Annotated in this window: 21 protein-coding genes and 1 tRNA gene; 9 read left to right on the forward strand and 13 right to left on the reverse strand. The window is 71.9% G+C overall.

Annotated elements, in window-relative coordinates:
- The first annotated feature begins 18 nt into the window (after window positions 1-18).
- Complete coding sequence (locus AC3AGO_RS22030) at window positions 19-573, forward strand: murein hydrolase activator EnvC family protein (RefSeq protein ID WP_487821944.1); 555 nt, start codon at window positions 19-21, stop codon at window positions 571-573.
- Between the two features lie 90 nt (window positions 574-663).
- On the opposite strand, the gene AC3AGO_RS22035 is transcribed toward AC3AGO_RS22030, so the two are convergent.
- The 5 genes from AC3AGO_RS22035 to AC3AGO_RS22055 form a co-directional block, all read right to left on the reverse strand.
- Window positions 664-1,308 (reverse strand): DUF6069 family protein, encoded by a 645-nt coding sequence (locus AC3AGO_RS22035; protein ID WP_487821945.1) that lies wholly within the window; start codon window positions 1,306-1,308, stop codon window positions 664-666.
- Between the two features lie 116 nt (window positions 1,309-1,424).
- Window positions 1,425-1,497, reverse strand: a tRNA-His gene (locus AC3AGO_RS22040).
- 99 nt (window positions 1,498-1,596) lie between these two features.
- Window positions 1,597-2,199, reverse strand: coding sequence for an oligoribonuclease (gene orn, locus AC3AGO_RS22045; RefSeq protein ID WP_487821946.1), 603 nt, complete (start codon window positions 2,197-2,199; stop codon window positions 1,597-1,599).
- A 10-nt stretch (window positions 2,200-2,209) separates the two neighbouring features.
- The gene (locus AC3AGO_RS22050) at window positions 2,210-3,478 is read right to left on the reverse strand and encodes a helix-turn-helix domain-containing protein (RefSeq protein ID WP_487821947.1); all 1,269 of its coding nucleotides are present in this window, start codon (window positions 3,476-3,478) and stop codon (window positions 2,210-2,212) included.
- A 452-nt stretch (window positions 3,479-3,930) separates the two neighbouring features.
- Window positions 3,931-4,191: a hypothetical protein gene (locus tag AC3AGO_RS22055; protein ID WP_487821948.1), complete on the reverse strand. Its 261-nt coding sequence runs from the start codon at window positions 4,189-4,191 to the stop codon at window positions 3,931-3,933.
- Between the two features lie 459 nt (window positions 4,192-4,650).
- Here AC3AGO_RS22055 and AC3AGO_RS22060 point away from each other — a divergent pair, with 459 nt between their 5' ends.
- The gene (locus AC3AGO_RS22060) at window positions 4,651-5,172 is read left to right on the forward strand and encodes a universal stress protein (RefSeq protein ID WP_487821949.1); all 522 of its coding nucleotides are present in this window, start codon (window positions 4,651-4,653) and stop codon (window positions 5,170-5,172) included.
- A 317-nt stretch (window positions 5,173-5,489) separates the two neighbouring features.
- On the opposite strand, the gene glmS is transcribed toward AC3AGO_RS22060, so the two are convergent.
- Window positions 5,490-7,316, reverse strand: a complete 1,827-nt coding sequence (gene glmS / locus AC3AGO_RS22065; protein ID WP_487821950.1) for a glutamine--fructose-6-phosphate transaminase (isomerizing) — start codon at window positions 7,314-7,316, stop codon at window positions 5,490-5,492.
- A gap of 85 nt (window positions 7,317-7,401) precedes the next feature.
- The gene (locus tag AC3AGO_RS22070; RefSeq protein WP_487821951.1) at window positions 7,402-7,680 is read right to left on the reverse strand and encodes a hypothetical protein; all 279 of its coding nucleotides are present in this window, start codon (window positions 7,678-7,680) and stop codon (window positions 7,402-7,404) included.
- Between the two features lie 192 nt (window positions 7,681-7,872).
- Between AC3AGO_RS22070 and AC3AGO_RS22075 the strand changes: the two genes are divergently transcribed.
- Window positions 7,873-9,489 (forward strand): beta-N-acetylhexosaminidase, encoded by a 1,617-nt coding sequence (locus AC3AGO_RS22075; RefSeq protein ID WP_487821952.1) that lies wholly within the window; start codon window positions 7,873-7,875, stop codon window positions 9,487-9,489.
- A 58-nt stretch (window positions 9,490-9,547) separates the two neighbouring features.
- On the opposite strand, the gene AC3AGO_RS22080 is transcribed toward AC3AGO_RS22075, so the two are convergent.
- From AC3AGO_RS22080 to AC3AGO_RS22100, 5 genes are all read right to left on the reverse strand, one after another.
- On the reverse strand, window positions 9,548-10,477 hold the full coding sequence (locus AC3AGO_RS22080) for a DUF4429 domain-containing protein (RefSeq protein ID WP_487821953.1): 930 nt from the start codon (window positions 10,475-10,477) through the stop codon (window positions 9,548-9,550).
- 112 nt (window positions 10,478-10,589) lie between these two features.
- Window positions 10,590-11,759: an acyl-CoA dehydrogenase family protein gene (locus AC3AGO_RS22085; RefSeq protein ID WP_487824758.1), complete on the reverse strand. Its 1,170-nt coding sequence runs from the start codon at window positions 11,757-11,759 to the stop codon at window positions 10,590-10,592.
- Window positions 11,760-11,764: 5 nt separating this feature from the next.
- On the reverse strand, window positions 11,765-12,745 hold the full coding sequence (locus AC3AGO_RS22090; protein WP_487824759.1) for a hydroxymethylglutaryl-CoA lyase: 981 nt from the start codon (window positions 12,743-12,745) through the stop codon (window positions 11,765-11,767).
- Window positions 12,746-12,768: 23 nt separating this feature from the next.
- On the reverse strand, window positions 12,769-14,862 hold the full coding sequence (locus AC3AGO_RS22095) for an acetyl/propionyl/methylcrotonyl-CoA carboxylase subunit alpha (RefSeq protein WP_487824760.1): 2,094 nt from the start codon (window positions 14,860-14,862) through the stop codon (window positions 12,769-12,771).
- Between the two features lie 71 nt (window positions 14,863-14,933).
- Window positions 14,934-16,601 carry a carboxyl transferase domain-containing protein gene (locus AC3AGO_RS22100; RefSeq protein WP_487821954.1) on the reverse strand — a complete coding sequence of 556 codons (1,668 nt, stop codon included), beginning with the start codon at window positions 16,599-16,601 and terminating at the stop codon, window positions 14,934-14,936.
- Window positions 16,602-16,716: 115 nt separating this feature from the next.
- Here AC3AGO_RS22100 and AC3AGO_RS22105 point away from each other — a divergent pair, with 115 nt between their 5' ends.
- The 4 genes from AC3AGO_RS22105 to AC3AGO_RS22120 all read left to right on the forward strand — a co-directional run bounded on the left by AC3AGO_RS22105 (window position 16,717) and on the right by AC3AGO_RS22120 (window position 20,643).
- Complete coding sequence (locus tag AC3AGO_RS22105; RefSeq protein WP_487821955.1) at window positions 16,717-17,340, forward strand: SACE_7040 family transcriptional regulator; 624 nt, start codon at window positions 16,717-16,719, stop codon at window positions 17,338-17,340.
- Between the two features lie 130 nt (window positions 17,341-17,470).
- Window positions 17,471-18,628 (forward strand): acyl-CoA dehydrogenase family protein, encoded by a 1,158-nt coding sequence (locus tag AC3AGO_RS22110; RefSeq protein ID WP_487821956.1) that lies wholly within the window; start codon window positions 17,471-17,473, stop codon window positions 18,626-18,628.
- A 70-nt stretch (window positions 18,629-18,698) separates the two neighbouring features.
- Window positions 18,699-19,598: an acyl-CoA thioesterase II gene (gene tesB, locus AC3AGO_RS22115; RefSeq protein WP_487821957.1), complete on the forward strand. Its 900-nt coding sequence runs from the start codon at window positions 18,699-18,701 to the stop codon at window positions 19,596-19,598.
- A gap of 28 nt (window positions 19,599-19,626) precedes the next feature.
- On the forward strand, window positions 19,627-20,643 hold the full coding sequence (locus AC3AGO_RS22120) for a cation diffusion facilitator family transporter (protein ID WP_487821958.1): 1,017 nt from the start codon (window positions 19,627-19,629) through the stop codon (window positions 20,641-20,643).
- A gap of 25 nt (window positions 20,644-20,668) precedes the next feature.
- Here the strand turns inward: AC3AGO_RS22120 and AC3AGO_RS22125 are convergent, their stop codons facing one another.
- Window positions 20,669-21,469 carry a phosphatase gene (locus AC3AGO_RS22125; protein WP_487821959.1) on the reverse strand — a complete coding sequence of 267 codons (801 nt, stop codon included), beginning with the start codon at window positions 21,467-21,469 and terminating at the stop codon, window positions 20,669-20,671.
- A 173-nt stretch (window positions 21,470-21,642) separates the two neighbouring features.
- Between AC3AGO_RS22125 and speB the strand changes: the two genes are divergently transcribed.
- On the forward strand, window positions 21,643-22,623 hold the full coding sequence (gene speB, locus AC3AGO_RS22130; protein ID WP_487821960.1) for an agmatinase: 981 nt from the start codon (window positions 21,643-21,645) through the stop codon (window positions 22,621-22,623).
- 523 nt (window positions 22,624-23,146) lie between these two features.
- On the forward strand, window positions 23,147-24,274 hold the full coding sequence (locus tag AC3AGO_RS22135; RefSeq protein ID WP_487821961.1) for an esterase-like activity of phytase family protein: 1,128 nt from the start codon (window positions 23,147-23,149) through the stop codon (window positions 24,272-24,274).
- Window positions 24,275-24,278: the final 4 nt, after the last annotated feature.

Consider the following 24,278-nt stretch of genomic DNA (forward strand, 5'->3'; position numbering starts at 1 on the left):
GGGCGTTTCGCCCGGATAGTGACTATCGGCGCACTCGCTGCCGCGGTCTCCATAGGGGGTGCGGCAGGAAACGCCGCCGCAGCCCCCGCCGCGGCCCCGCAGAGCGACCGGAGCGCACACGGCACGCACAGCACACAGCAGACGCCGCAGCGGGCGGCACAGGGAGGCTGGACCGGCCCGCTGACGGGCGGTTACCGGATCTCCCGCGGATACGGCGTGAAGGGCGACTACGCGGGCGGCCGGCACACGGGTGTCGACCTCGCCGTCCCGGTCGGCACCACCGTCCGCTCCGTCGGCGCGGGCCGGGTGGTCTTCGCCGGACGGTCCGGCGACTACGGCAAGGCCGTCACGGTCCACATGGCCGACGGCAAGTACACGCTCTTCGCGCACCTTTCGAAGATCGGCGTACGCAAGGGGGACTGGGTGAGCGCCGGCAGCTACCTCGGGAAGTCCGGCAACACCGGGCGCAGCTCGGGCCCGCACCTGCACTTCGAGGTGAGAGCGAAGCGCGGCTACGGATCCGACATCAACCCGGTGGCCTACCTCGCACGGAAAGGCATCAGCCTGACGTGACGGACACCACCCCGAACCGGACCGGGCGGGCCCCTCAGGGGCCCGCCCGGTCATGCGTGGTCGGAGTGTTTCGGGAGCGCTCCGGCGGGGTCAGTCGTAGTCGGAGTTGCTCGCGCTGCGCGCCACCGCGGTCAGCAGTGAGCCGATGATCAGGCCGAGAACGAGATAGACGGCCGCCGTACCGATCTTCGCGGGCCAGCTCGCCTGCGAGGTGAACGGCAGCAGCATCACCGCGACCGTGGCCAGCCCGACGATCCACGCGAAGAACCGCTCCGGCTGCGGCGTCGACACCATCAGCAGATGCAGCACCGCCGTGGCCAGCAGCGCGGCGGCCGCGGCGCCCAGCGCCAGGGTGCCGGACGTGGCCAGGACGAGCGTGCCGTGCTTCTGCGGCGCGAAGACCGGGATGTCCAGCACCCCGCGCACCAGCATCAGCGCCACGAAGGCGGCGAGCGCCGCGACCACCGCCGCCATCACCCCGCCTGCCCACAGCCGGCCCGCCGCGACCCGCGGCCGCCGCGGGCCCCGCCCGTAGGGGTCGCGCCCGTACGGATCCTGCCCGTAGGGGTCACCGCCGCCGTAGCCGTACGGGTCCTGCCCGTGGCTCTGGCTGTACTGCTGCTGTCCGTACGGCTGCCCGTACCGCGGGCCCTGCCCCTGACCGCCGGGGCCCTGTCCGTGATCGGGGTAACCCTGCCCCGGATATCCGTCGTACCGCCCGCGTGCAGCTGCCATGGGTCGCGTGTCCCTCCGCTGTGGAGCCAGATCCTCCAAGGCTCTGCCGCCCGCGGAGGCCACGCAACGAGAAGGCCCCCGTTCCGGTTTCCCGGAACGGGGGCCTTCTCCACGAGGGTGAATGACGGGACTTGAACCCGCGACTTCCTGGACCACAACCAGGTGCTCTACCAACTGAGCTACATCCACCACGACCGGCGCGCTTTCTCCGACCGGCCGAGAAAAAGTGTACAGGGTCTTCAGGGGTGCTCGCGCACATGTTTCGTGCGGGCGGTCAGCAGCGGGAGTTCACTGCCGGGGAAGGACGTGCTTCGCCGCGATCTCCTTGGCGGTGTCCGAGTCCGGGCCGGGCTCGGCGACGAACACCGCCTCGCGGTAGTAGCGCAGCTCGGCGATCGACTCGCGGATGTCCGCGAGCGCGCGGTGATTGCCGTTCTTCTCCGGGCTGTTGTAGTAGGCCCGCGGATACCAGCGGCGCGCGAGCTCCTTCACCGAGGACACGTCGACGATGCGGTAATGCAGGTGCTGCTCCAGGGCCGGCATGTCCCGGGCGAGGAAGCCGCGGTCGGTGCCGACCGAATTGCCGCACAGCGGGGCGCGGCCCGCCTCCGGCGCGTACTTCCGTACGTACTCCAGGACCTGCGCCTCGGCCTCGGCGAGCGTGGTGCCGCCGTCCAGCTCCTCGAGCAGGCCGGAGGCGGTGTGCATCTCGCGCACCACCTCCGGCATGGAGGCGAGTGCCGGGGCCGGGGGCCGGACGACGATGTCGACACCGTCCCCGAGCACATTCAGCTCCGAGTCGGTGACCAGGGCCGCCACCTCGATGAGCGCGTCGTCGGACAGCGAGAGCCCGGTCATCTCGCAGTCGATCCACACCATGCGATCGTTCATGCGCTTCACCCTACGTCGCCCGGCCCGGGCTCTGGCCGCGATGGTCCCGGAGGTCTCTGTGCTCCCTCTGGTCCCTGCCCTGGTCCCGGCGGAAGCGCTGCCCCGGCATCCGGGGCGCGTACGCGTCGGACTCCGGCTTGCCCGGGTCGGCGCGCTCCCGGGGCGCGGGCACCGCGCCCCCCGCGCCCGGCTGCTCCCGCTGCGGAGCGCCCGCGGGACGGTCGGCCGGAGCCTCCGTACGTACGGCCGCGTTCGTCTCGCCCGAGCCGCCGGACTCCGGGCGTCGCGCCCGGTACGCGGCCCGGTACGCGGCGGGCGAGGAGCCCAACTGGCGCCGGAAATGGCCCCGCAGGGCCACGGGGGAGCGGAAACCGCAGCGGCCCGCGACCTCGTCGACCGAGTAGTCGGAGGTCTCCAGCAGCCGCTGCGCCTGGAGCACCCGCTGCGTGATCAGCCACTGCAGGGGAGCGCTCCCAGTCAGGGAACGGAAACGCCGGTCGAAGGTGCGGCGGGACATATAGGCACGCGCGGCGAGGGTCTCCACGTCGAATTGTTCGTGCAGGTGCTCCAGCGCCCACGCGACGACCTCGGCGAGCGGATCGGAGCTGATCTCCTCTGGTAAGGAGCGGTCGAGCTGCCGTGCGTGCGCCCCGGGCTCCACGCTGTTGCCGCGCCGCGGCGGGACGACGAGCCGCCGCGCGAGCGCGCCGGCCGCCTCCGCTCCGTGGTCCGTGCGGACGACGTGCAGGCACAGGTCGATCCCGGCGGCGGTGCCCGCCGAGGTGAGGATGTCCCCGTCGTCCACGAAGAGTTCGCGCGGATCGACGTGAACGGCCGGATAGCGCTTGGCGAGCGTCGGCGCGTACATCCAGTGCGTCGTGGCCGGACGGCCGTCCAGCAGCCCGGCGGCCGCGAGGACGAAGGCACCCGTGCACAGCCCGACGATGCGGGCCCCCTCCTCGTGTGCACGGCGCAGCGCGTCCAGCGCGGCCACGGGCGGTGGCTGGGTGATGGACCGCCAGGCGGGCACCACGACAGTGCCCGCGCGGGACAGTGCCTCCAGCCCGTACGGCGCGCTCAGCTGCAGCCCTCCGGTGGTGCGCAGCGGCCCGTCCTCGCCACCGCACACCAGCAGCCGGTAGCGCGGCACGCCGGCGTCCTGGCGGTCGATGCCGAACACGGAGAGCGGGATGGAGCTCTCGAATATGGGACCCCCGCTGAAGAGCAGCACGGCCACGATCTCGCGGCGGCGGCGTGCGGCCAGCTTACGGGTCGTCACCGGGCCGTTTGTGGAGTCCTCGTGGCTCTTTGGAACGCTCACCGGAAGTCAGCCCCCCTCAATCGTCGCGTCCTCATCGTTCCTGCACGTCTCCCCCGCGGCGATAGCCAAGATCGAATCTACTGTGTCGGATGAGGTCAGCGGGACAAGTTCGGCACCCGACGCTATGTCGATAAGGCAACTTGGCGTGAAGCATTCGATCACGAAGCGTTCCACTCGGCGACGCAGCTGGGAAGTGCGCATGCCGTCCCTGCCCCATCGCCGTAGGCCGCACACGTGACCGGCAGTCCTTTCCTCCCAGGTGGCAAGGGGGTTGAGGAGGGGTCACGGCAAGGAACGCTACTCGGATGGAACTTGGCCGAAAACGACGGGGTACGGATGCGCGATTCGGTCACTCCGGGGGCGTGCGCCGTCGCCGACTGCCGTACGCGGGCGCGTAGTTGAGGCGCTTGTCACAGAGAACGCTGGTGACGGCCGCCGCGATGTGAGCCCTCACCGGGCCGCCGCCGGCGGTCGCGCTGCGGGCCGGGCGCCCGGGTGGCGAACTTCGCGCGCGTGCGCTCGGATTCGCGGAGCAGGCCACGGCATACGACGGTCACGGCGGCCAAGCCGATCGACGTACCGAACGCGCCCGGCAGCGACGACCCGCACACCAGCAGAACGACGAGGACAAGTGCGCTGCTGAACGCCGACCAGCGGACGACCTCTGTCACCGGATCGGGGGAGCGCGCACCGTGGGCCGGTGCGGCTTCCGGGGCGCTCCGTGGCGCAGGGGGGACGGCGGCGGCCGGCGCGGACTCCGGACGGGTGTCGGAGGAGAGGGTGTGCGGGGCGGCTGGAGCGGAGAGCGGTGCGGGCACGCCCTGCTCAACGCGCTGCCCGGGGTGCCGGTCACTGGCGGGGCGCGGCGCGGGGGCCTGTAAGGGGCGCGGCCGGGCATTGCGCAAAGCCCCACGCTCAGGCATGCTCCGCTCCCTGGGAAACGCAGCGCCCGCGGCGCGTACGCCCCTCAGCCTCTGGGCAACGGGGGAGTACCGCCGTACCCTCGGGGTAGGGAGTTGAAAAGGCCATTCCCGGTCGACATCCCAGGTTCAAGACCGCAGTCCCGCACCCACGAGAGCGCACCATCGCCCGCCGTCCTCCGCACAGAGGCCTCCCTTCGCCGAGACATCATGGCTGGACACGAGATCCCCGAACCAGCGGACCGCAAGCAGGTCGCCGATCCGACAGTGATCCCCGAGGTGGCGGAAGAAGCACGCCATTCCTGCGATCCGGCGTTTCAGCACGGCGTCGTCGTGGGATTCGACGGCTCCACATCGAGTGAGCGCGCCCTCGCGTACGCCATCGGCATGGCCGGCCGCTCCGGCTCCGGCCTCATCATCGTGCACGTGGCGAACCGGCTGCCCACCACCGTGTGGGCCGGCTGTGAGCCGCCCGTCTTCGTCGACGTCCCCGACCACCGCACCGAGGTGCTCGGACTCGAACTCGCCTGTGCGGAGCACCTGTCGGACGTTCCGTGGATCCTCGTGGAGCGCGGCGGCGACATCTGCCACGAGCTGGAAGAGGTCGGGCAGGAGTACGAGGCGGACGCCATCGTCGTCGGCTCGACGCACGGCCTGGTCGGGCGCATCTTCGGCTCGGTCGCGGGCCGGCTCGCGCGCCGCGCGCAGCGCCCCGTCGTCGTCATTCCCTGACGCGCGGCCACTCGTTCGGGGGCGCGCCGTCAACTTGCCCCCGTCTACGGGTGATTCAGTACACCGCGGTCGATAAGTCTACTCAGCCGTAGAGGTGGATTGTGCGCTTGTGATGGGCATATACGGAGGACCGGGTACCTGAACGGCGAGCTGCCGGACGGGAGGTGACGGTCCCGCCACGGTGGCCCACCAGCCGGCGTAATGGGCGACGCCGGCTCAGGGGAGGCGGAATCCCGCGCAGTTGGTGGCCTGCGCGGGGTTCCGCCCATCTCCCGGAGCGGCCCGGGCCGCTCCGGTGCCGGCCCGGAGCTCCGACGTCACTCCACGGTGACGGACTTGGCCAGGTTGCGCGGCTTGTCGATGTCCCGGCCCAGCGCCAGCGCCGTGTGGTACGCGAGGAGTTGGAGCGGCAGACCCATCAGGATCGGGTCCAGCTCGGGCTCGCTCTGCGGCACCAGGATCGTGTGGTCCGCCTTCTCCTGCTCCTGGTGCGCCACGGCGAGGATCTGCCCGCTGCGGGCCTTGATCTCCTCCAGGGTGGCGCGGTTCTTGTCCAGCAGATCGTCGTCCGGGAGGATCGCGACGGTCGGCACGGCGGGCTCGATCAGCGCGAGGGGGCCGTGCTTCAGCTCGGAGGCCGGGTAGGCCTCGGCGTGGATGTACGAGACCTCCTTCAGCTTCAGGGAGGCCTCCCGGGCCACGGGGTAGCCCCGCACCCGGCCGACGAACATCATGCTCTTGGCCTGGGCGTACACCTCGGCGAGCTTCGCGATCTCCGGCTCGGAGTCCATGATCTGGGAGATCTGCTCCGGCAGCTTGCGCAGCCCGGCGATGATGCGCTTGCCGTCGGCGACGGACAGGTCGCGGATCCGGCCCAGGTGCAGGGCCAGCAGCCCGAAGGCGACAGCCGTGTTGGTGAAGCACTTCGTGGACACGACGCAGACCTCGGGCCCGGCGTGCACGTACATGCCGCCGTCCGCCTCACGGGCGATGGCGGAGCCGACGACGTTGACGACGCCGAGCACCCGGGCGCCCTTCCGCTTCAGCTCCTGCACGGCGGCGAGCGTGTCGTAGGTCTCGCCGGACTGGCTGACCGCGATGTAGAGGGTGTCCGGGTCGACGACCGGGTTGCGGTAGCGGAACTCGCTGGCGGGCTCGGCGTCCGCGGGGATCCGGGCCAGCTCCTCGATGAGCTGGGCACCGATCATGCCCGCGTGGTACGCCGAACCGCAGCCGAGGATCTTCACCCGGCGCATGGTGCGCGCCTCGCGCGCGTCCAGGTTGAGGCCGCCGAGGTGCACGGTCGCGAAGCGGTCGTCGATCCGGCCGCGCAGCACGCGGTCCACGGCGTCGGCCTGCTCGGCGATCTCCTTGTGCATGTACGTGTCGTGGCCGCCCATGTCGTACGACTCGGCCGCCCACTCGACGGTCTCGGGCGAGGCCGACGTACGGGAGCCCTCCGTGGTGTACGTGCGGTAGTCGTCGGCGGTGATGGTGGCCATCTCGCCGTCGTCGAGGGTGACGACCTGGCGGGTGTGCGTGACGAGCGCCGCGACGTCGGAGGCCACGAACATCTCGTGCTCGCCGATGCCGAGGATCACGGGGGAGCCGTTGCGGGCGACGACGATCCGGTCCGGGAAGTCGGCGTGCAGCACGGCGATGCCGTAGGTGCCCTCGATGTGCCGCAGCGCCTCCTGGACCTTGGCCTCCAGGTCGGCCGCCTGGGAGCGGCCGATGAGGTGCGCGAGCACCTCGGTGTCGGTCTCGGAGATGAACTCCACGCCGTCCGCGGTGAGCTTGGCGCGCAGCTCGGACGCGTTGTCGACGATGCCGTTGTGCACGACGGCGACCTTGCCGTCCGCGTCCGGGTGCGGGTGGGCGTTCACGTCGTTGGGGGCGCCGTGGGTGGCCCAGCGGGTGTGCGCGATGCCGGTGGTGCCGGCGAACCGCTTGGGGAGCCGGTCGCGCAGATCGCGGACCCGGCCCTTGGACTTCGCGGTCTTCAGGCCCGCGCTCTTGCCCGTACCGCTGCTGTGGACGGCGATACCGGCGGAGTCGTAGCCGCGGTACTCCAGACGCTGCAGGCCCTCCAGAAGCAGGGGTGCCGCTTCACGCTTGCCGATATATCCCACGATTCCGCACATGCTGGCTGCTGCCTCTCCCTGAACCGGACGGTGATGAACGTGTGGTGCTGCGAGTCGAGACCCGCCGGGCCGGACGCCGGTTCCGTCATCCGTAGACGATGCGGCGCAGCTGACGGAGCGAGAGCCGGGCGGGTGCGACGGCCCGGTGCGGGAGCTCCGCGGAGATCCGCTCGAAGATCTCCGTGTTCTGCAGGCCCCCGGAGCGCAGCTCGCGGTGGCGGCGGCGGACGAACTCCTCTGCGGTCTCGTCGAAGTACGCCAGCACGTCGAGCACGACCCGGGCCGCCTCGCCGCGCTGCAGCGGCGTGGTGCGGACCAGATGGTCGATGAGGTCGTCGTGGACCGGCGTCCGAGTGTCGAGCACCTGTCGATAGTGGGGTCTCGACGGGGGAAGTGCAAGAATCCTGCCCGATATCGGGCAGGATCGCGTGCGACAGGCCGGAATTGGTCTACACCTTGACCGCTTCTGGGGTCGGCGGTACGAGTGAGGGTCTGCGCGACCGCACCACGCTTGCCGTTCGTCCCCATCCCGTACGAGCCCGTGGAGGGATCGCCCGTGAGACGGCTCAGACCACTGCTGCTGTGTGCCGCGTTACTCGCCACCGCGGTGCCCGGATCCACCGCCCTCGCCGCGGCCCCGGAGCCGCGCGACAGCGCGGAGACCGCCCGCTCCTCCGCACCCCGGCCGCTCGGCCAGGTGATCCCCGCGCCGGCCTCCGTACGGGAGGGAAGCGGGAGCTTCACCCTCGGGGAGCGGACCCCGATCCGGGTGACCGGGCCCGGCGGCGCCGCCCGCAAGGCCGGCGAGCAACTCGCCGCGCTGCTCCGCCCGTCCACCGGCTACGCGCTGCCCGTCACCACGAAACCGGGCCCCGACGGCATCCAACTGCGGCTCACAGCCGGCGCGGACGACCGGGCACGGCACGGCGCCGAGGGATACCGGCTGGACGTGGACCGGAAGGCCGCCGTCATCCGGGCCGCCACCGGGGCCGGCCTCTTCCACGGCGTACAGACCCTGCGGCAGCTGCTGCCCGCGGCCATCGAGGCGCGCGGCGAGCGTCCCGGACCGTGGAAGGTGGCCGCCGGAACGCTCACCGACAAACCCCGCTACGCCTACCGCGGCGCGATGCTCGACGTCTCCCGGCACTTCCTGGAGACCGAGCAGGTCAAGCGCTACATCGACCAACTCGCCCTGTACAAGGTCAACAAGCTGCATCTGCATCTCTCCGACGACCAGGGCTGGCGGATCGCCATCGACTCGTGGCCGAAGCTCGCGACGTACGGCGGCAGCACGGAGGTCGGCGGCGGCGCGGGCGGCCACTACACCAAGCAGCAGTACCGGGAGATCGTCCGCTACGCCGCCGAGCGGCATCTGACGGTCGTGCCCGAGATCGACATGCCCGGACACACCAACGCGGCCCTCGCCTCGTACGCGGAGCTGAACTGCGACGGCAAGGCGCCGCCCCTCTACACGGGCATCGAGGTCGGCTTCAGCTCGCTGTGCGTGCCGAAGGAGATCACGTACGACTTCGTGGACGACGTGGTGCGGGAGATCGCGGCCATGACCTCCGGCCCCTACCTGCACATCGGCGGCGACGAGGCGCACGCGACCAGCCACGAGGACTATGTGCGGTTCATGGACCGGGCGCAGGAGTCGGTGCGGAAGTACGGGAAGACGGTCGTGGGCTGGCACCAGCTGACCGGCGGCAATCCGGTGAAGGGCGCGGTCGCCCAGTACTGGGGCACGGAGGGGAACGAGAAGGAGGTCGCCGACGCCGCGAAGAAGGGCACCCGCATCGTCATGTCGCCCGCGAACCGCGCCTACCTCGACATGAAATACAACAAGGACACGCCCCACGGCCTGAGTTGGGCCGGATACGTGGAGGCCCGACAGTCCTACGACTGGGACCCGGGCAGCCTGGTGCAGGGCGTACCGGGCGAGGCGGTGCTCGGGGTCGAGGCGCCGCTGTGGACGGAGACGCTCGCCACGGACGACCAGATCGAATTCATGGCCTTCCCGCGGCTGCCCGGCATCGCGGAGCTCGGCTGGTCGCCCGCGGCGACGCACGGCTGGGACGGCTACCGGGAGCGACTGGCGCAACAGGCGCCGCGCTGGGAGGAGTTGGGGGTCGACTACTGGCGGTCGCCCGAGGTGCCCTGGCCCGCACGGTGACGCGAACCGGCGGTGAGGAGTCGGGTCCGGTGGGCGGCCGGGTCCGGTGGGCCGGTGGTCAGAACTGGTCGAGGACCGACTTCTTGGCCAGGGCGAACTCGTCGTCCGTCAGCACCCCGCTCCGGTGCAGCTCACCCAGCTCCCGCAGCCGGCGCAGCAGCACGTCGTGACCGGCGTCGCCGTGCCCGTCGGCGTCGGCACCCGCCCCCGGCCCGGCCTTCGCGGCCGGGGACGGGGGCGGCTCCGGCAGGCGCCCCGAGAGCCGGGAGACGGCGGCACCGTGCGGATGCGGCAGCCGGGCCACGACGGCGGCCGCCAGCAGCACCGAACCGCCGGTCTCCCTGGCCTGCCGGACACCCCACAGCACAAGGCAGTTGGGGTCGTGCTGCGGCCTGAGAGAGAGCTGCTTGCCGTGCGGGCGGATACGGAGACTGCCGCTCTCCCAGCCGATCGCCGGGGTCCACTCCACGCCCTCCAGGTCCTCCAGGGTGAACGTCCGCGGGCCGGCGTGGGTCTTGCTCTCCTCCGCCATCCAGTTCCACTCCAGGTGGATCCGCTCCCCGTCGAAGGAGGCCGTGCCGTCCGTGCCGTTGGCGGTCAGCGGGACGGGCGGGCCCGGCAGGAGAAAGCGGTCGCAGGGCGAGTCGGGTATCCGCTCCAGCAGCAGGGCGTTCCGCACCTCGTCCACGAAATACTCGGCGACGCCCATCCGGTCCTTCTCCACGGCCAGTTGGTACGGATCGGAGGCGTCCGGCAGCCGCCCGCTGGCGACCTGTGCCAGCGGATCGGCACCGTCCCGCAGCCGGAGCCGCAGCCGGCCGCCCTTGCGGCCCGGCTCGAAGGCGATCCCGGCCACGGCCGCCAACGGCACCGCCACCTCACCCAACGACCTGCGCAGCTGGGCGACTTGCCGTTCGGCGCCCGGAACGATCCGCACGGTGTCCCCGTCGAACGTCCAGGTGCCGGCGCGCTGGATGATTTCCGCCATGCGGCGATTATGCCCGCTTTCGTCCAGGCGACAGGTGGCCCGTCCGCAGTTCCCGCCGGGCAGGGGCCGCCGCCGTCCCGTGACAGCGGCGGCCGGGTCCCGGCGCCGGGTGTCAGTCCGCGCCGACGCCCAGCTCCCTTGCCACCAGCAGCCGTTGGACCTCGCTCGTGCCCTCGCCGATCTCCAGGATCTTGGAGTCCCGCCACATGCGGGCCACGGGATACTCGTTCATGAAGCCGTAGCCGCCGTGGATCTGGGTGGCCTCCCGCGCGTTCGTCACCGCGCTCTCCGAGGAGTACAGCTTGGCCAGCGCCGCCTCCTTCTTGAACGGCTCGCCCGCCAGCAGCCGGGACGCCGCGTCCCGCCAGGCCAGCCGCGAGGTGTGGGCCCGCATCTCCATGTCGGCGAGCTTGAACTGGATGGCCTGGTTCGCCCCGATGGGCTTGCCGAAGGCCGTACGGGTGTTGGCGTAGACGGTCGACTCGTCCACACAGCCCTGCGAGAGACCGGTGGCCAGCGCGGCGATCGCGATCCTGCCCTCGTCGAGTATCCGCAGGAACTGGGCGTATCCGCGGCCCTCTTCACCGAGCAGATTGGCCTCCGGGACGCGCACCCCGTCGAACGACAGCTCATGGGTGTCGGAGGCGTTCCACCCGACCTTGGAGTAGGCGGGGGCGACCGTGAAGCCCGGAGTGCCGGACGGCACGATGACCGTCGAGATACGGGGCGCGCCGTCCGGCTTGCGGCCGGTGACGGCGGTGACCGTGACAAGACCGGTGATGTCCGTACCGGAGTTGGTGATGAACGACTTGGTGCCGTTGATCACCCACTCGCCGGTGCTCTCGTCCCGTACCGCCGTGGTGCGGGTGCCGCCGGCGTCCGAGCCGCACTCCGGCTCGGTCAGGCCGAAGGCACCGAGCATCTGGCCGGAGCACAGCCGGGGCAGCCACTCCCGCTTCTGCTCCTCCGTGCCGAACCGGAACACCGGCATCGCGCCCAGGGAGACCCCGGCCTCCAGGGTGATGGCGACGGAGGAGTCGACCCGGGCCAGCTCCTCCAGGGCGACGCAGAGCGCGAGATAGTCCCCGCCCATCCCGCCGTACTCCTCGGGGAAGGGCAGGCCGAACAGCCCCATGTCTCCCATCTGACGGACGATGTCGTACGGAAACTGGTGCTGCTCGTAGAACTCGCCGATCTTGGGGGCCACCACATCGTGGGCGAACTGCTCCACGGTGCGCCGGAGTTCCTCGTGCTCGGGGGAGAGGCGGTGGTCCAGGGACATGCTGCTCACTGCTCCTTCCGCTCCGGCCGCTCCTCGTGGGAGGCGGCGGAGCGCTGCGGGGTGCCGTCGGCGCCGGTGAGCGCACGCACGGTACGGGAGGGGCTGGGGCGTCCGAGCCGGTCCGCCATCCACACGCTGGTGGCGGTGAGCCGGGCCAGATCGACTCCGGTGCCGATGCCGAGGCCGTGCAGCATCCACACGAGGTCCTCGGTGGCGAGATTGCCGGTGGCGCTCTTGGCGTACGGGCAGCCGCCCAGGCCGCCGGCCGAGGCGTCCACGGTGGTCACCCCGCGCTGCAGGGCGGCGAGAGTGTTGGACAGTGCCTGGCCGTAGGTGTCGTGGAAGTGCACGGCGAGGCGGTCGACAGGCACCCCCGCCTCGGTCAACGCGCCCAGCAGCGCGGCGACATGGCCGGGGGTGGCGACGCCGATGGTGTCGCCGAGGCTCAGCTCGTCGCAGCCCATGCCGAGCAGGGCCCGGCACACCCGCACCACCTGGGCGGGCGGCACCGGCCCCTCCCAGGGATCGCCGAAGCACATCGACACATAGCCGCGCACCTGCCGGCCGTCCTCCTTGGCGCGGGCGACCACCGGCTCGAACACGGCGAGGGACTCGTCGAGCGAACGGTTGAGATTGGCCCGGGCGAAGGACTCGGTGGCACTGGCGAACACCGCGATGTACGGGCAGCCGTGCGCCGCGGCACGCTCCGCACCCCGCGCGTTGGGCACCAGCACCGGCAGCCGGGTGTCCGCGGGAAGGTCGCCGAGGAGGGGCATCAGCTGCTCGGCGTCGGCGAGTTGGGGCACCCACTTGGGGTGGACGAAGCTGGTGGCCTCCACGGTGGTGAGCCCCGCCTCCCGCAGGCGGTGGATGAACTCGGCCTTCACCTCGACGGGAACGGTCTCCGCCTCGTTCTGCAGGCCGTCACGGGGGCCGACCTCGTGGATCCGCACCGCTGAGGGCAGGCCGTCGGCGGGGAAGCGCATCGGCAGGCCGGGGGGATGCTCGGTCATGAGGGGTCCGCCTCCTGCTCGGGGATCTGCTGCTCTGTGGCGTGCGGTTCGACGACGGCGAGCACCTGGTCCATGGCGACGCTGCTGCCGGCGGTCACATCCAGCTCGGTGACCGTGCCGTCGCAGGGGGCGGTGATGACGTGCTCCATCTTCATCGCCTCGACGACGAGCAGACTCTGGCCCGCCGTGACGTGGTCCCCGGCGGCCGCCTTGACGACGGTGACGGTGCCCGGCATCGGGGCGGTCAGCGTGTCGGCGCCGTGCGCGCCCGCGGCGCCGCGCAGCGCTTCGGCGACCGGATCGTGGTCCTGCAGATGCCAGCTGTCGCCGTCCCGGCCGAGCCACCGGCCGCCGGGCCCCGCCGCGTACGCGAAGGTGTGCGTGACACCGTCGAACTCCAGCCGCACCGTGCCCCGTTGCTCCGTTCCCAGACGTCCCCCGTCCGGTCGGCCCGTGTCCGGGGAGAGCCGTGCGGGCCGCGGGGTGCCGTCCGGGCCCACCCGCACCTCGGCCTCGTGGGCCCGGCCCCGTACGGACACCGTCACCGGAGGGCGGCCCGGCACCCGCAGCGGATGCGGGGTCCAGACGGGCGGGGCGCCGAGCCGCCAGCCGGACGGCACCGAGAACGGGTCGGTCCATCCCGCGCCGGACGGCTCCAGAGCCGCGTGCCGCAGCAGGGCCGCGGCCGCCAGCACCTCGTCGGGCACCGTGGACGGCACCAGCGTGTGCGCGGAGCGGTCCACCAGGCCCGTGTCCAGCTCGCCCGCCGTCACTTCGGGAAGCGCCAACAGGGCGCGCAGGAAACCGGTGTTGGTGTCCACACCGAGGACGGTCGTGGCGGCCAGCGCGACGCGCAGTCTGCGCAGCGCGGTGGGCCGGTCGGGGCCGTGGGCGACGACCTTGGCCAGCATCGGGTCGTACACGGTGCCGACCTCGGTGCCCTCCGCGAGCCCCGAGTCGGTGCGCACCCCGTCGCCCGCCGGCTCGTGCAGGGAGAGCACCGTGCCCGCCGAGGGGAGGAAGTCCACGCGCTCCCCGTCCCCCGCGGGGCGGGCGGTCTCCGCGCAGATCCGGGCCTCCACGGCGTGTCCGTGCAGCGTGATGTCGTCCTGTTCGTACGGCAGTTGCTCGCCGGCGGCGACGCGCAGCTGCCACTCGACGAGATCCAGGCCGGTGATCATTTCCGTCACGGGGTGCTCGACCTGGAGCCTGGTGTTCATCTCCATGAAGAAGTGGGCGGCCGGGTCGTCGCCCGGCACGATGAACTCGACCGTGCCCGCGCCGCGGTAGCCGCAGGACTGCGCGGCGCGCACCGCCGCCTCGCCCATCGCCGCGCGGGTGGCCTCGTCCAGCAGCGGGCTGGGAGCCTCCTCCACGATCTTCTGGTGGCGGCGCTGCAGCGAGCACTCCCGCTCGCCGAGATGCAGCACCTTCCCGTGCCCGTCGGCCAGCACCTGGATCTCGATGTGGCGGGGCCGGTCGATCCAGCGCTCCACCAGCAGCGTGTCGTCGCCGAAGGAGCCGCGGGCCTCCCGCCGCGCCGCCGCGATCTCCTCCTCCAGCGCGGAGCTGTCCCGCACCAGTCGCATGCCCTTGCCCCCGCCGCCCGCCGAGGGCTTCAGCAGCACCGGCATGCCGATCTCCCGTGCCGAGGCGGCCAGTTCACCGTCGGTGAGGCCGCTCCCGGAGGAGCCGGGCACCACCGGGACACCCGCCTCGTGCACCGTCTCCTTGGCGCGGATCTTGTCGCCCATCAGCGCGATCGCCTCGGCAGGCGGGCCGATGAAGACCAGCCCGGCGTCCGTGCAGGCCCGCGCGAACGCGGCGTTCTCCGCCAGGAAGCCGTAGCCCGGGTGCACCGCCTGCGCGCCCGTGCGCCGCGCCGCCTCCAGCAGCCGCTCCGCCGACAGATAGCTCTCGGCGGCCGGCGCAGGACCGATGCGCACCGCCGTGTCCGCCTCCCGGACGTGCCGGGCGCCGGCGTCCGCGTCGCTGTAGACGGCGGCCGAGCGGACGCCCAGCGCCCGCAGCGTACGGATCACCCGCACCGCGATCTCCCCGCGGTTGGCCACCAGCACGGTGTCGAACATCGCCACAGTCCCCGTCCCCTTCGCCGTCCCCGTCACCGAATCCGCCGTCACCATGTCCGTCACCGCCGCCGTCACATCCGGAAGACGCCGAAGCCGGGAGCCTTCGGATCCCGGTGCGGAAGCGGGGAGTTGGCGCAGGCGGTGAGGGCCAGGCCCAGCACCGTCCTGGTCTCCAGCGGGTCGATGACGCCGTCGTCCCACAGCCGCGCCGTCGCGTAGTAGGCGTTGCCCTGCTCCTCGTACTGCGCGCGCACGGGTGCGCGGAACGCCTCCTCGTCCTCCGCGCTCCACTCCTCGCCGCGCGCCTCCATCTGGTCGCGCTTGACGGTGGCCAGCACGGAGGCGGCCTGCTCGCCGCCCATCACGGAGATCTTGGCGTTGGGCCACATCCACAGGAAGCGGGGGCCGTAGGCGCGGCCGCACATCGAGTAGTTGCCCGCGCCGTAGGAACCGCCGATGACGACGGTCAGCTTCGGCACCCGCGTGGTGGCGACGGCCGTCACCATCTTCGCGCCGTGCTTGGCGATGCCGCCCGCCTCGTAGTCCCTGCCGACCATGAAGCCGGAGATGTTCTGGAGGAAGAGCAGGGGGATGCCGCGCTGGTCGCACAGCTCGATGAAGTGGGCGCCCTTCTGGGCGGATTCGGAGAACAGGATGCCGTTGTTGGCGACGATGCCGACCGGATGGCCCTGGATCCGGGCGAAGCCGGTGACCAGCGTGGTGCCGTACTCCGCCTTGAACTCGTGGAAACGGGAGCCGTCCACCACGCGCGCGATGACCTCCCGCACGTCGTATGCCGTGCGCGAGTCGACCGGGACCGCGCCGTACATCCCGGCGGGGTCGACGGCGGGCTCCTCCGCGGGCCGCACCGACCAGGGGGCGGGGCCGCGCGGGGGGAGGGTGCCCACGATGTCCCGCACGGTCCGCAGGGCGTGCGCGTCGTCCTCCGCGAGGTGGTCGGTCACCCCGGAGACGCGGCTGTGCACCTCGCCGCCGCCCAGCTCCTCGGCGGTGACGACCTCGCCCGTCGCGGCCTTCACCAGCGGCGGGCCGCCCAGGAAGATGGTGCCCTGGCCGCGCACGATGACGGCCTCGTCGCTCATGGCCGGCACATAGGCGCCGCCCGCCGTGCAGGAACCCAGCACCGCGGCGACCTGCGGAATGCCGGCGGCGGACATCCGCGCCTGGTTGTAGAAGATGCGGCCGAAGTGCTCGCGGTCCGGGAAGACTTCGTCCTGCATGGGCAGGAAGGCGCCGCCGGAGTCGACGAGATAGACGCACGGCAGGCTGTTCTCCAGCGCGACGTCCTGCGCGCGCAGATGCTTCTTCACCGTCATCGGGTAGTACGTACCGCCCTTGACCGTGGCGTCGTTGGCCACCACGACCACCTCGCGGCCCGCCACCCTGCCGATCCCGGCGATCACGCCGGCGGCCGGCGCGGCCCCCTCGTACATCCCGTCGGCGGCCAGCGGCGCCAGCTCCAGGAACGGCGAGCCCGGGTCGAGCAGCGCGTCCACCCGGTCCCGGGGGAGGAGCTTGCCGCGCTCGGTGTGCCGGGCGCGGGCCCGCTCGCCGCCGCCCAGCCGGGCCGCAGCGAGCTTCTCGCGCAGCCGCGCGGCCAGCTCGCGGTGTCCCGCCTCGTTGCCCCGGAACTCCTCGGAGGCGGGATCCGCGCCGGTGCGCAGCGCGGGCGCGGTGTCCGGCGTGAACTCCGCTGCCGGTGCGGTCCGTTCGTCCATGCGGTCCGGGCCCCCTTGCCACGACTGCGCGCCCGCCACGACGGCGCGAGTTAGTGCTCGTTAACCTGTTGCGGCCAGGTTAACGCTCACTAACTCGGCTGTCTAGAATGAATCCATGAGAACCGAGACGGGGGCCACCGGGTCCGCTGTGCCGACCCGCCGTGACCAGATCCTCCGGGAGGCCGCCCGGCTGTTCGCCGAGCGCGGCTTCCACGGCGTGGGGGTCGACGAGATAGGGGCGGCGGTCGGCATCAGCGGCCCCGGTCTGTACCGGCACTTCGCCGGCAAGGACGCGATGCTCGCCGAGCTGCTGGTGGGCATCAGTGAACGGCTCTACGAGGGCGGCCGGATGCGGGTCGCGGAGTCGGCCGCGGCGGCCAGCGGTCCCGAGGCGGTGCTGGACGCGCTGATCTCCGGGCACATCGACTTCGCCCTCGACGACCGCTCGCTCATCACCGTCCACGACCGGGAGCTCGACCGGCTGCGGGACACCGACCGCAAGCAAGTGCGCAAGCTGCAGCGGCAGTACGTGGAGCTGTGGGTGGACGCCGTGCGGCAGGTCTATCCGGCGCTGACCGAGCTGGAGGCGCGGGTCTGTGTGCACACGGTCTTCGGGCTGCTCAACTCCACGCCCCATCTGAGCGGCAGTTCGGCGCTGCCCGGCCGGCAGGCCACGGCCGCGCTGCTGCACCGCCTCGCGCGCGGGGCGTTCGCCGCCGCCTCTGGACAGCCGGTGTGACCGGTGGGTAGCTTGACGCGAGGAGCTCTGAGCAAGCGCTTAGCCAAGCTGGCGGGGCCGAGCGGGTGCCGCGGCAGCGGAGCTGTTGCCAGAGCGGGGCGTGTCAGAGCGGGACTTGAGGAGGCAGGCAGTGCGGCGCACGGTGTTCAACGAGGACCACGAGGCGTTCCGGCAGACCATCCGCGGCTTCATCGAGGCGGAGGTCGTGCCCTACTACCCGGAGTGGCAGGAGCAGGGGTACGTCCCGCGTGATCTCTACAAGAAGCTCGGCGAGCTGGGCGTGTTCGGCATCGAGGTCCCCGAGGAGTACGGCGGCGCCGGCGAGGCCAGCTTCAAGTTCAACGCGGTCATCACCGAGGAGTGCGCCCGCGCCGGCGTCAGCTTCGGCGGCTCCAGCGTGCACACGGCGCTCTGCCTGCCGTACATCCTGAAGTACGGCAACGAGGAGCAGAAGAAGCGCTGGCTACCGGGCTTCGTCTCGGGCGACATCATGACGGCCATCGCGATGACCGAGCCGGGCACCGGGTCCGACCTCGCGGGCATGAAGACCACGGCGAAGCTGTCCGAGGACGGCACGCACTACGTCCTGAACGGCGCGAAGACCTTCATCACCGGCGGCGTCCAGGCCGACCGTGTGATCGTGTGCGCCCGCACGGCCCCGGCCACCCCGGAGGACCGCCGCGCCGGCATCACCCTCCTGGTGGTGGACACCAAGTCCGAGGGCTACGCCGTCGGCCGCAAGCTCGACAAGCTCGGCCTGCGCGCCTCCGACACGGCGGAACTCTCCTTCACCGACGTCAAGGTGCCCGTCGAGGACCTGCTCGGCGAGGAGGGCAAGGCCTTCTCGTACCTCGGCCAGAACCTGCCGCAGGAGCGGCTGGGCATCGCGCTCGGCGCGTACGCGCAGTCGGCCGCCGCGGTGCGGTTCGCGCACGACTACGTGAAGGAGCGGACGGTCTTCGGCAAGGAGGTCGCCTCCTTCCAGAACACCAAGTTCGTGCTGGCGGACTGCAAGGCCGACGTGGACGCGATGGAGGCGGTCGTCGACCGCGCGCTGGAGGCGCTGGACGCGGGCGAGCTGACGCCCGCCGACGCGGCCTCCGCGAAGCTGTTCACCACCGAGCTGGCCGCCAAGGTCATCGACAAGTGCCTCCAGCTGCACGGCGGTTACGGCTACATGCTGGAGTACAAGATCTCCAACCTGTACGCGGACACCCGTGTCTCGCGCATCTACGGCGGCACCAGCGAGGTCATGCGGTCGATCGTCGCGAAGTCCATGGGGCTGTGAACAGAACCGTTACCAGGGCTGTGACCTGCGTCGTAACCGTTGGTAATGCGCGGCGGGCAGAATCGTCGGCATGAGTCACGAACTGACGTCCCTGCTCGATCTGCTCGACCTGGAGCAGATCGAGCAGGACATCTTCCGCGGCGACAGCCGCGCGTCCGTCGTCCCCCGGGTGTTCGGCGGACAGGTCGCCGCACAGGCGCTCGTCGCCGCCTGCAGAACGGTGCCCGACGGACGCCTCCCGCACTCCCTGCACGCGTACTTCCTGCGCGCGGGGGACCCCGGGGCACCCATCGTCTACACGGTGGACCGGATCAGGGACGGCAGGTCGTTCACCACGCGGCGCGTGGTCGGAGTGCAGCACGGCCAGCCCATCTTCCATCTGTCGGCGTCCTTCCAGACGTTCGAGGAGGGACTGGAGCACCAGGAGCCGATGCCGGAGGCGCCGGACCCGGAGACCCTGCCGACGGCGGAGGAGATGCTCCCGCGGTACGCGCACCTGTTCCGGGACGAGGACGTGCCGCGCCGGCTGATCCGGGCCCGCGGCGCGGTGGACCTGCGGTACGTCGAAGAGCCGCCGTTCGGCAGCGTCGGCGAGCCGAAGGAACCGCGTTCGCAGGTGTGGTTCCGTACGAACGGCAAGCTGGACGGCGAACTGGACGACCCCACACTGCACATCTGTCTTGCCACCTATGTGTCGGACATGACGCTGCTCGACTCGGTGCTGCTGGCGCACGGGCGGGGCGGCTGGGCGGTCGGCGACGTGGTCGGCGCCAGCCTGGACCACGCGATGTGGTTCCACCGTCCGTTCCGCGCGGACGACTGGCTGCTGTACGACCAGGAGAGCCCGACGTCCCAGAGCGGCAGGGGACTTGCCCGCGGCCGGATCTTCACCCGGGACGGCCGGCTCGCGGTGTCGGTGATCCAGGAGGGCGTCGTCCGGGTGCCGTGGGAGCAGAACGACCAGAAGTAACGCCGCATATCGGGCATACTTCCCTGCTGTGAACAGCGATACGGAGCACAGCGAGGAGAGCCCCGGACCCGGGGAGGACGAAGGCGGAAACGGCGGCGAGGGCGGCGAGAGCGCCGTCACCGTCGTCATCGCCGGACTCGCCAACCTCGGCATCGCCGTGGCCAAGGCGGCCGGCGGCATCGTCAGCGGATCCAGCGCCATGCTCTCCGAGGCCGCGCACTCCGTGGCCGACACCGTCACCGAGATCCTGCTGCTCACCTCGCTCAAGCGCGCCGACAGGCCGGCCGACGAGGAGCACCCGCTCGGCTACGGCAACGAGCGGTACATCTGGGCGATGCTCGCCTCCGTCGCCACGTTCTTCGGCGGCGCCGTGTTCGCGGTCTACGACGGCATCCACACCATCGCGCGGGGCGAGGAACTGGGAAACCCCACCGTCTCGTACGTGGTGCTCGCCGTCGCCTTCGTCCTGGAGAGCAGCTCCCTCTTCCAGGGGCAGCGTCAACTGCGCTCCGAGGCACAGCGGTTCGGGGTGCCGCCGCTGACCTATCTGCGGCACACCCCGGACACCGCCGTGAAGGCCGTCGTCATGGAGGACAGCGCCGCACTGGTCGGCCTCGTACTGGCGGCGGGCGGACTGCTGGGCGGCCAGCTGACCGGCTCGCCCCTGTGGGACGGCTGCGCCTCCCTGTGCATCGGTCTGCTGCTGGTGTACGTCGCCGTGTCGCTCGGCCGCAGCAACGCCTCGCTGCTGATCGGCCGTTCACTGCCGCCGCGCATGCGGGAGGCCGTACGCGCCGAACTGCTCTCGCTGTCCGATGTGCAGTCCGTACTGGAGCTGGTGACCATCGTGCAGGGGCCGCGGTCGGTGCTCGTCGCGGCCAAAGTGGACTTCGCCGACTACGCGACGGCCGCCGAGATCGAGTGGGCCTGCGAGGACGCGGAGCGGCTGCTGCGCAACCGCCTCCCCGCGGTCGACCGGGTCTTCCTCGACCCGACGCCGGGGCCCGCCCAGAGCCGGGCGGGAAGGCCCCGCCCGGACCGGTGAGCAGCGGCCCCGCCCGCCCCGCGCGTCAGCCCAGCAGGCCCGCCGCGTCCAGCAGGTAGGCGGCGAGCGGCTCGTAGTGCCGCGGGTCGGCGACATGGTCGTCCAGCGGCACCGCGACGGACAGCGTGTCCTCCGCCTCGCCCAGGAAGAGCGCCGGGTCGTTGCAGTCGGCGAAGCCCACCGCGGTGATGCCGCGCTGCGCCGCGCAGCCCGCCCAGCCGTGGTCGGCGACGACCAGGCCGGGCAGCGGCTCCCCGGCGCGCTCCAGCGCGTCCAGGGTCTCCCGCATCGGCTCGGGGGAGTGGGTGTGCCACAGGGAGGCGCCGCGCTCGTACACCGCGACACCCGCGAACTGGGCCACCACGCCCTCGTCCGCGAAGGTGCCCAGCGGCACCCGGACGATCTCGCACCCCGCGGCGTCCAGCGCCCTCGCCACCGTGCCGTGCATGTCGAGCAGCGCTCCCGGGTGCCCCGTCGCGAACAGCACGCGCTGCCCGCTCTCCGCCGCCTTGCGCAGCTCGGCGGCCGCGCGGTCGAGCGCGCCGACGGTCAGCTCGGGGTCGATGGTGTCCTGGCCCTCGCGGTGGTCCGCGCCGGGGACGACGCCGCAGCGTTCCGCCATCACGGTGAGCACGTCCCGCTCGTCGCTCCAGCGGTCGCCGAGCTCCAGGCCGAGCCAGTAGTGGCGGTCGCCGGCGGAGAGCTTCCGGTAGTGCGACAGGTTGTTCTCGCGGGGCGTGGCGACCTCCCCCGCGAGACGGGTGCGGACGAGGTGGTCGGTCAGCTCGGAGCGGGTGGGCGCGGCGCAGGCGGCGAATATGGGCATGGGCTCATTGTCACCCGTTGCGGTGAGCCCTTGTGCCGGTACCCGGAGGCCGGATGTTCCGGAACCGGAGGACGACGTGCGCCGCGGTCACTGGACGCGGTGGAGAAAACTTCTCCGCGGATGCTCAGGACCGTCCAATTGGCCTGCCGCCGAAGCCCCTTACGCTCGCACGCATGACCACCCCGAATCCTGAGCCCCGTGGCCCCGTCGACTCCTCCCGCGTCCCGCGTTTCGCAGGCCCGCCGACCTTCGCGCGGCTGCCGCGGCTGGACGAGGTCGGGGGCCGTACGGACGTCGCGGTCGTGGGCGTCCCGTTCGACACCGGGGTCTCCTACCGGCCGGGCGCCCGCTTCGGCGGCAACGCCATCCGTGAGGCGTCCCGGCTGCTGCGCCCGTACAACCCCGCGCAGGAGGCGGCGCCCTTCGCGCTCGCGCAGGTCGCCGACGCGGGCGACATCGCGGCCAACCCGTTCAACATCGAGGAGGCGGTGGAGACCGTCCAGGGCGCGGCCGACGACATCCTCGACACGGGCGCGCGCATGATGACGCTCGGCGGCGACCACACCATCGCGCTGCCGCTGCTGCGCTCGGTCGTCCGGAAGCACGGCCCTGTCGCACTGCTGCACTTCGACGCCCATCTGGACACCTGGGACACGTACTTCGGCGCGGAGTACACCCACGGCACTCCCTTCCGGCGGGCCTTCGAGGAGGGGCTGCTGGACACGTCGGCGCTCTCCCACGTGGGGACGCGCGGCCCGCTGTACGGCAAGAAGGACCTTGACGAGGACGCCCGCATGGGCTTCGGCATCGTCACCTCCGCCGACGTGATGCGGCGGGGCGTCGACGAGATCACCGACCAGCTGCGGCAGCGCATCGGCGGCCGGCCGCTCTATGTCTCCGTCGACATCGACGTGCTCGACCCGGCGCACGCCCCGGGCACCGGCACACCGGAGGCCGGCGGGCTGACGTCGCGCGAACTGCTGGAGATCCTGCGGGGCCTGTCGGACTGCAACCTGGTCTCCGCCGACCTGGTGGAGGTCTCCCCTGCCTACGACCACGCCGAGATGACCTCGGTGGCCGCCTCGCACACCGCGTACGAGCTGACGACTCTGATGTCCCGGCAGATCGCGGCAGATCGCGGCCGGGCAGGATGATTCCGGCCGTGTTGAGAGCGGTCCGAACGGCGTTGCGGGCGCGGGGAGTTGGGCACGTCGTCCGGCGGGGCGGCGATCGTCGCTGATGGGACGGGGTGGCGGAAGTCGCGTCCGCTGCCCCGGGAGATGACAAAGAGAGACAGCTTTAACACGCAACGTTACTGAATCTGTCGGGTCGATGTGCATTCCGTGGAAGTTCTCGTCAGACTGCGAGCGCAGTCCCGCGGGATGGGCGCCGGCTGACGGCGACAGTGCCGGCCTCGTGGGGGGTGCCCGCCTGTACGCATCCACCGGCGCCACGCAGGCCGCGGCGGTCCTGGGAAGCCCGGCTTCCCGGGGCCGCCGCCGGTCCGGCCGACCGGCCCGCACCGCGTACGGACGGATTCCGGATGTGAACGGGATGGCGGGCGAACTGTCAGCCCTGTGTCGCTTGTTGGCCCCCGGGACGCCGCGCGGCGTTACGGTACCGGTCTGATCCTGCCGTTTCCGGCCGACGACCTGCTTGCGACTCCCGGGGGACTCTGTGACCGTACGTCCGCGCACCTCGCTCACCCTTGCCGCCGCCGTCCTCGCCGCGCTGACGTGTGTGCCCGCCGCGGCGGCCGGCTCCGGCGGACAGCGTGGCACCGGCGAACTGAACGGCAGCGGCGTACAGACCGGCACCGGCGTACAGAACAACACCGGCGAACAGAACGGCGCGGCCTGCTCGCCGCGCGCGGCCGTCCGCGGCTACTCCGACGCACTCGACAAGGCCGTCTTCCAGGGCCGCATTGTGGGCGGTCTTTCCGCGCTCGCGCAGGACGCACACGGGCGCACCGAGGCACTGTCCGACCGGTCCGTTCTCTACTCCCTCGGCGGACACTCCCTGAAGGGCCGGCATGTCACGCGCGCGGTGCCGCTGGCCGACGAGAAGGGCGCGGCCCTCGACTCGGAGGGACTCGCCGTCCAGCCGGACGGCAGCCGGCTCGTCACCTCGGAGACCGAACCGTCCGTCCGCCGGTACGACGCGGACGGCACGCTCGCCGGACGGCTGCCCGTCCCCGCACCGCTGCGGGTCGCCCCCGCCGGCCGGGCGCAGCAGAACCAGACCTTCGAGGGGCTGACCGCCGGGCACGGGCCGCACGGCAGCAGGCTGACCGCCTCCATGGAGGGCCAGTTGGCGGGCGACGGCAAGGACGCGCACGGCAGGCCGCTGGTGCGCATGCAGACCTGGGACGCGCAGGACAGGCCCGCACAGCAGTGGGCGTACCCGGTCGACCCGGAGCTCGGTGTCTCCGAGATCGCCGCGACGGGCGACGGGCGGCTGCTCGTCCTGGAGCGCGGCTTCGACGAGGCGACGGGGAACACCGTGCGGCTCTCGCTCGCCGACCCGCGGGGCGCGCAGGACGTCGGCACCGTGGACAAGCTGACGGGGCGTGAGCGCCCGGCCCGCAAGACGCTCCTCGCCGACCTGGGGGACTGCCCGGACCTCGGCGCGACGCACCCCGGCACACAGCGCAACCCGCTGCTCGACAACATCGAGGCCATGACGGTCACCGGGCACGCCCCCGGCGGACGGCTGCGTCTCCTGCTCGCCAGCGACGACAACGAGAGCGCGAAGCAGGTCACCAGGCTGTACCGGCTGGACGTACGGCTGCCCGGCGTGGACTGACCCG

This window comes from Streptomyces sp. BL1 (assembly GCF_057628045.1).

What these genes read in the sequence shown, in the direction of transcription:
- AC3AGO_RS22085 (WP_487824758.1), bottom strand. Translation starts at nt 11,759, where the DNA reads ATGTCCCTGGACCACCGCCTCTCCCCCGAGCACGAGGAACTCCGGCGC.
- speB (WP_487821960.1), top strand. Translation starts at nt 21,643, where the DNA reads ATGACCACCCCGAATCCTGAGCCCCGTGGCCCCGTCGACTCCTCCCGC.
- tesB (WP_487821957.1), top strand. Translation starts at nt 18,699, where the DNA reads ATGAGTCACGAACTGACGTCCCTGCTCGATCTGCTCGACCTGGAGCAG.
- AC3AGO_RS22095 (WP_487824760.1), bottom strand. Translation starts at nt 14,862, where the DNA reads ATGTTCGACACCGTGCTGGTGGCCAACCGCGGGGAGATCGCGGTGCGG.
- AC3AGO_RS22125 (WP_487821959.1), bottom strand. Translation starts at nt 21,469, where the DNA reads ATGCCCATATTCGCCGCCTGCGCCGCGCCCACCCGCTCCGAGCTGACC.
- glmS (WP_487821950.1), bottom strand. Translation starts at nt 7,316, where the DNA reads ATGTGCGGAATCGTGGGATATATCGGCAAGCGTGAAGCGGCACCCCTG.
- AC3AGO_RS22105 (WP_487821955.1), top strand. Translation starts at nt 16,717, where the DNA reads ATGAGAACCGAGACGGGGGCCACCGGGTCCGCTGTGCCGACCCGCCGT.
- AC3AGO_RS22090 (WP_487824759.1), bottom strand. Translation starts at nt 12,745, where the DNA reads ATGCGCTTCCCCGCCGACGGCCTGCCCTCAGCGGTGCGGATCCACGAG.
- orn (WP_487821946.1), bottom strand. Translation starts at nt 2,199, where the DNA reads ATGAACGATCGCATGGTGTGGATCGACTGCGAGATGACCGGGCTCTCG.
- AC3AGO_RS22080 (WP_487821953.1), bottom strand. Translation starts at nt 10,477, where the DNA reads ATGGCGGAAATCATCCAGCGCGCCGGCACCTGGACGTTCGACGGGGAC.
- AC3AGO_RS22060 (WP_487821949.1), top strand. Translation starts at nt 4,651, where the DNA reads ATGGCTGGACACGAGATCCCCGAACCAGCGGACCGCAAGCAGGTCGCC.
- AC3AGO_RS22100 (WP_487821954.1), bottom strand. Translation starts at nt 16,601, where the DNA reads ATGGACGAACGGACCGCACCGGCAGCGGAGTTCACGCCGGACACCGCG.
- AC3AGO_RS22035 (WP_487821945.1), bottom strand. Translation starts at nt 1,308, where the DNA reads ATGGCAGCTGCACGCGGGCGGTACGACGGATATCCGGGGCAGGGTTAC.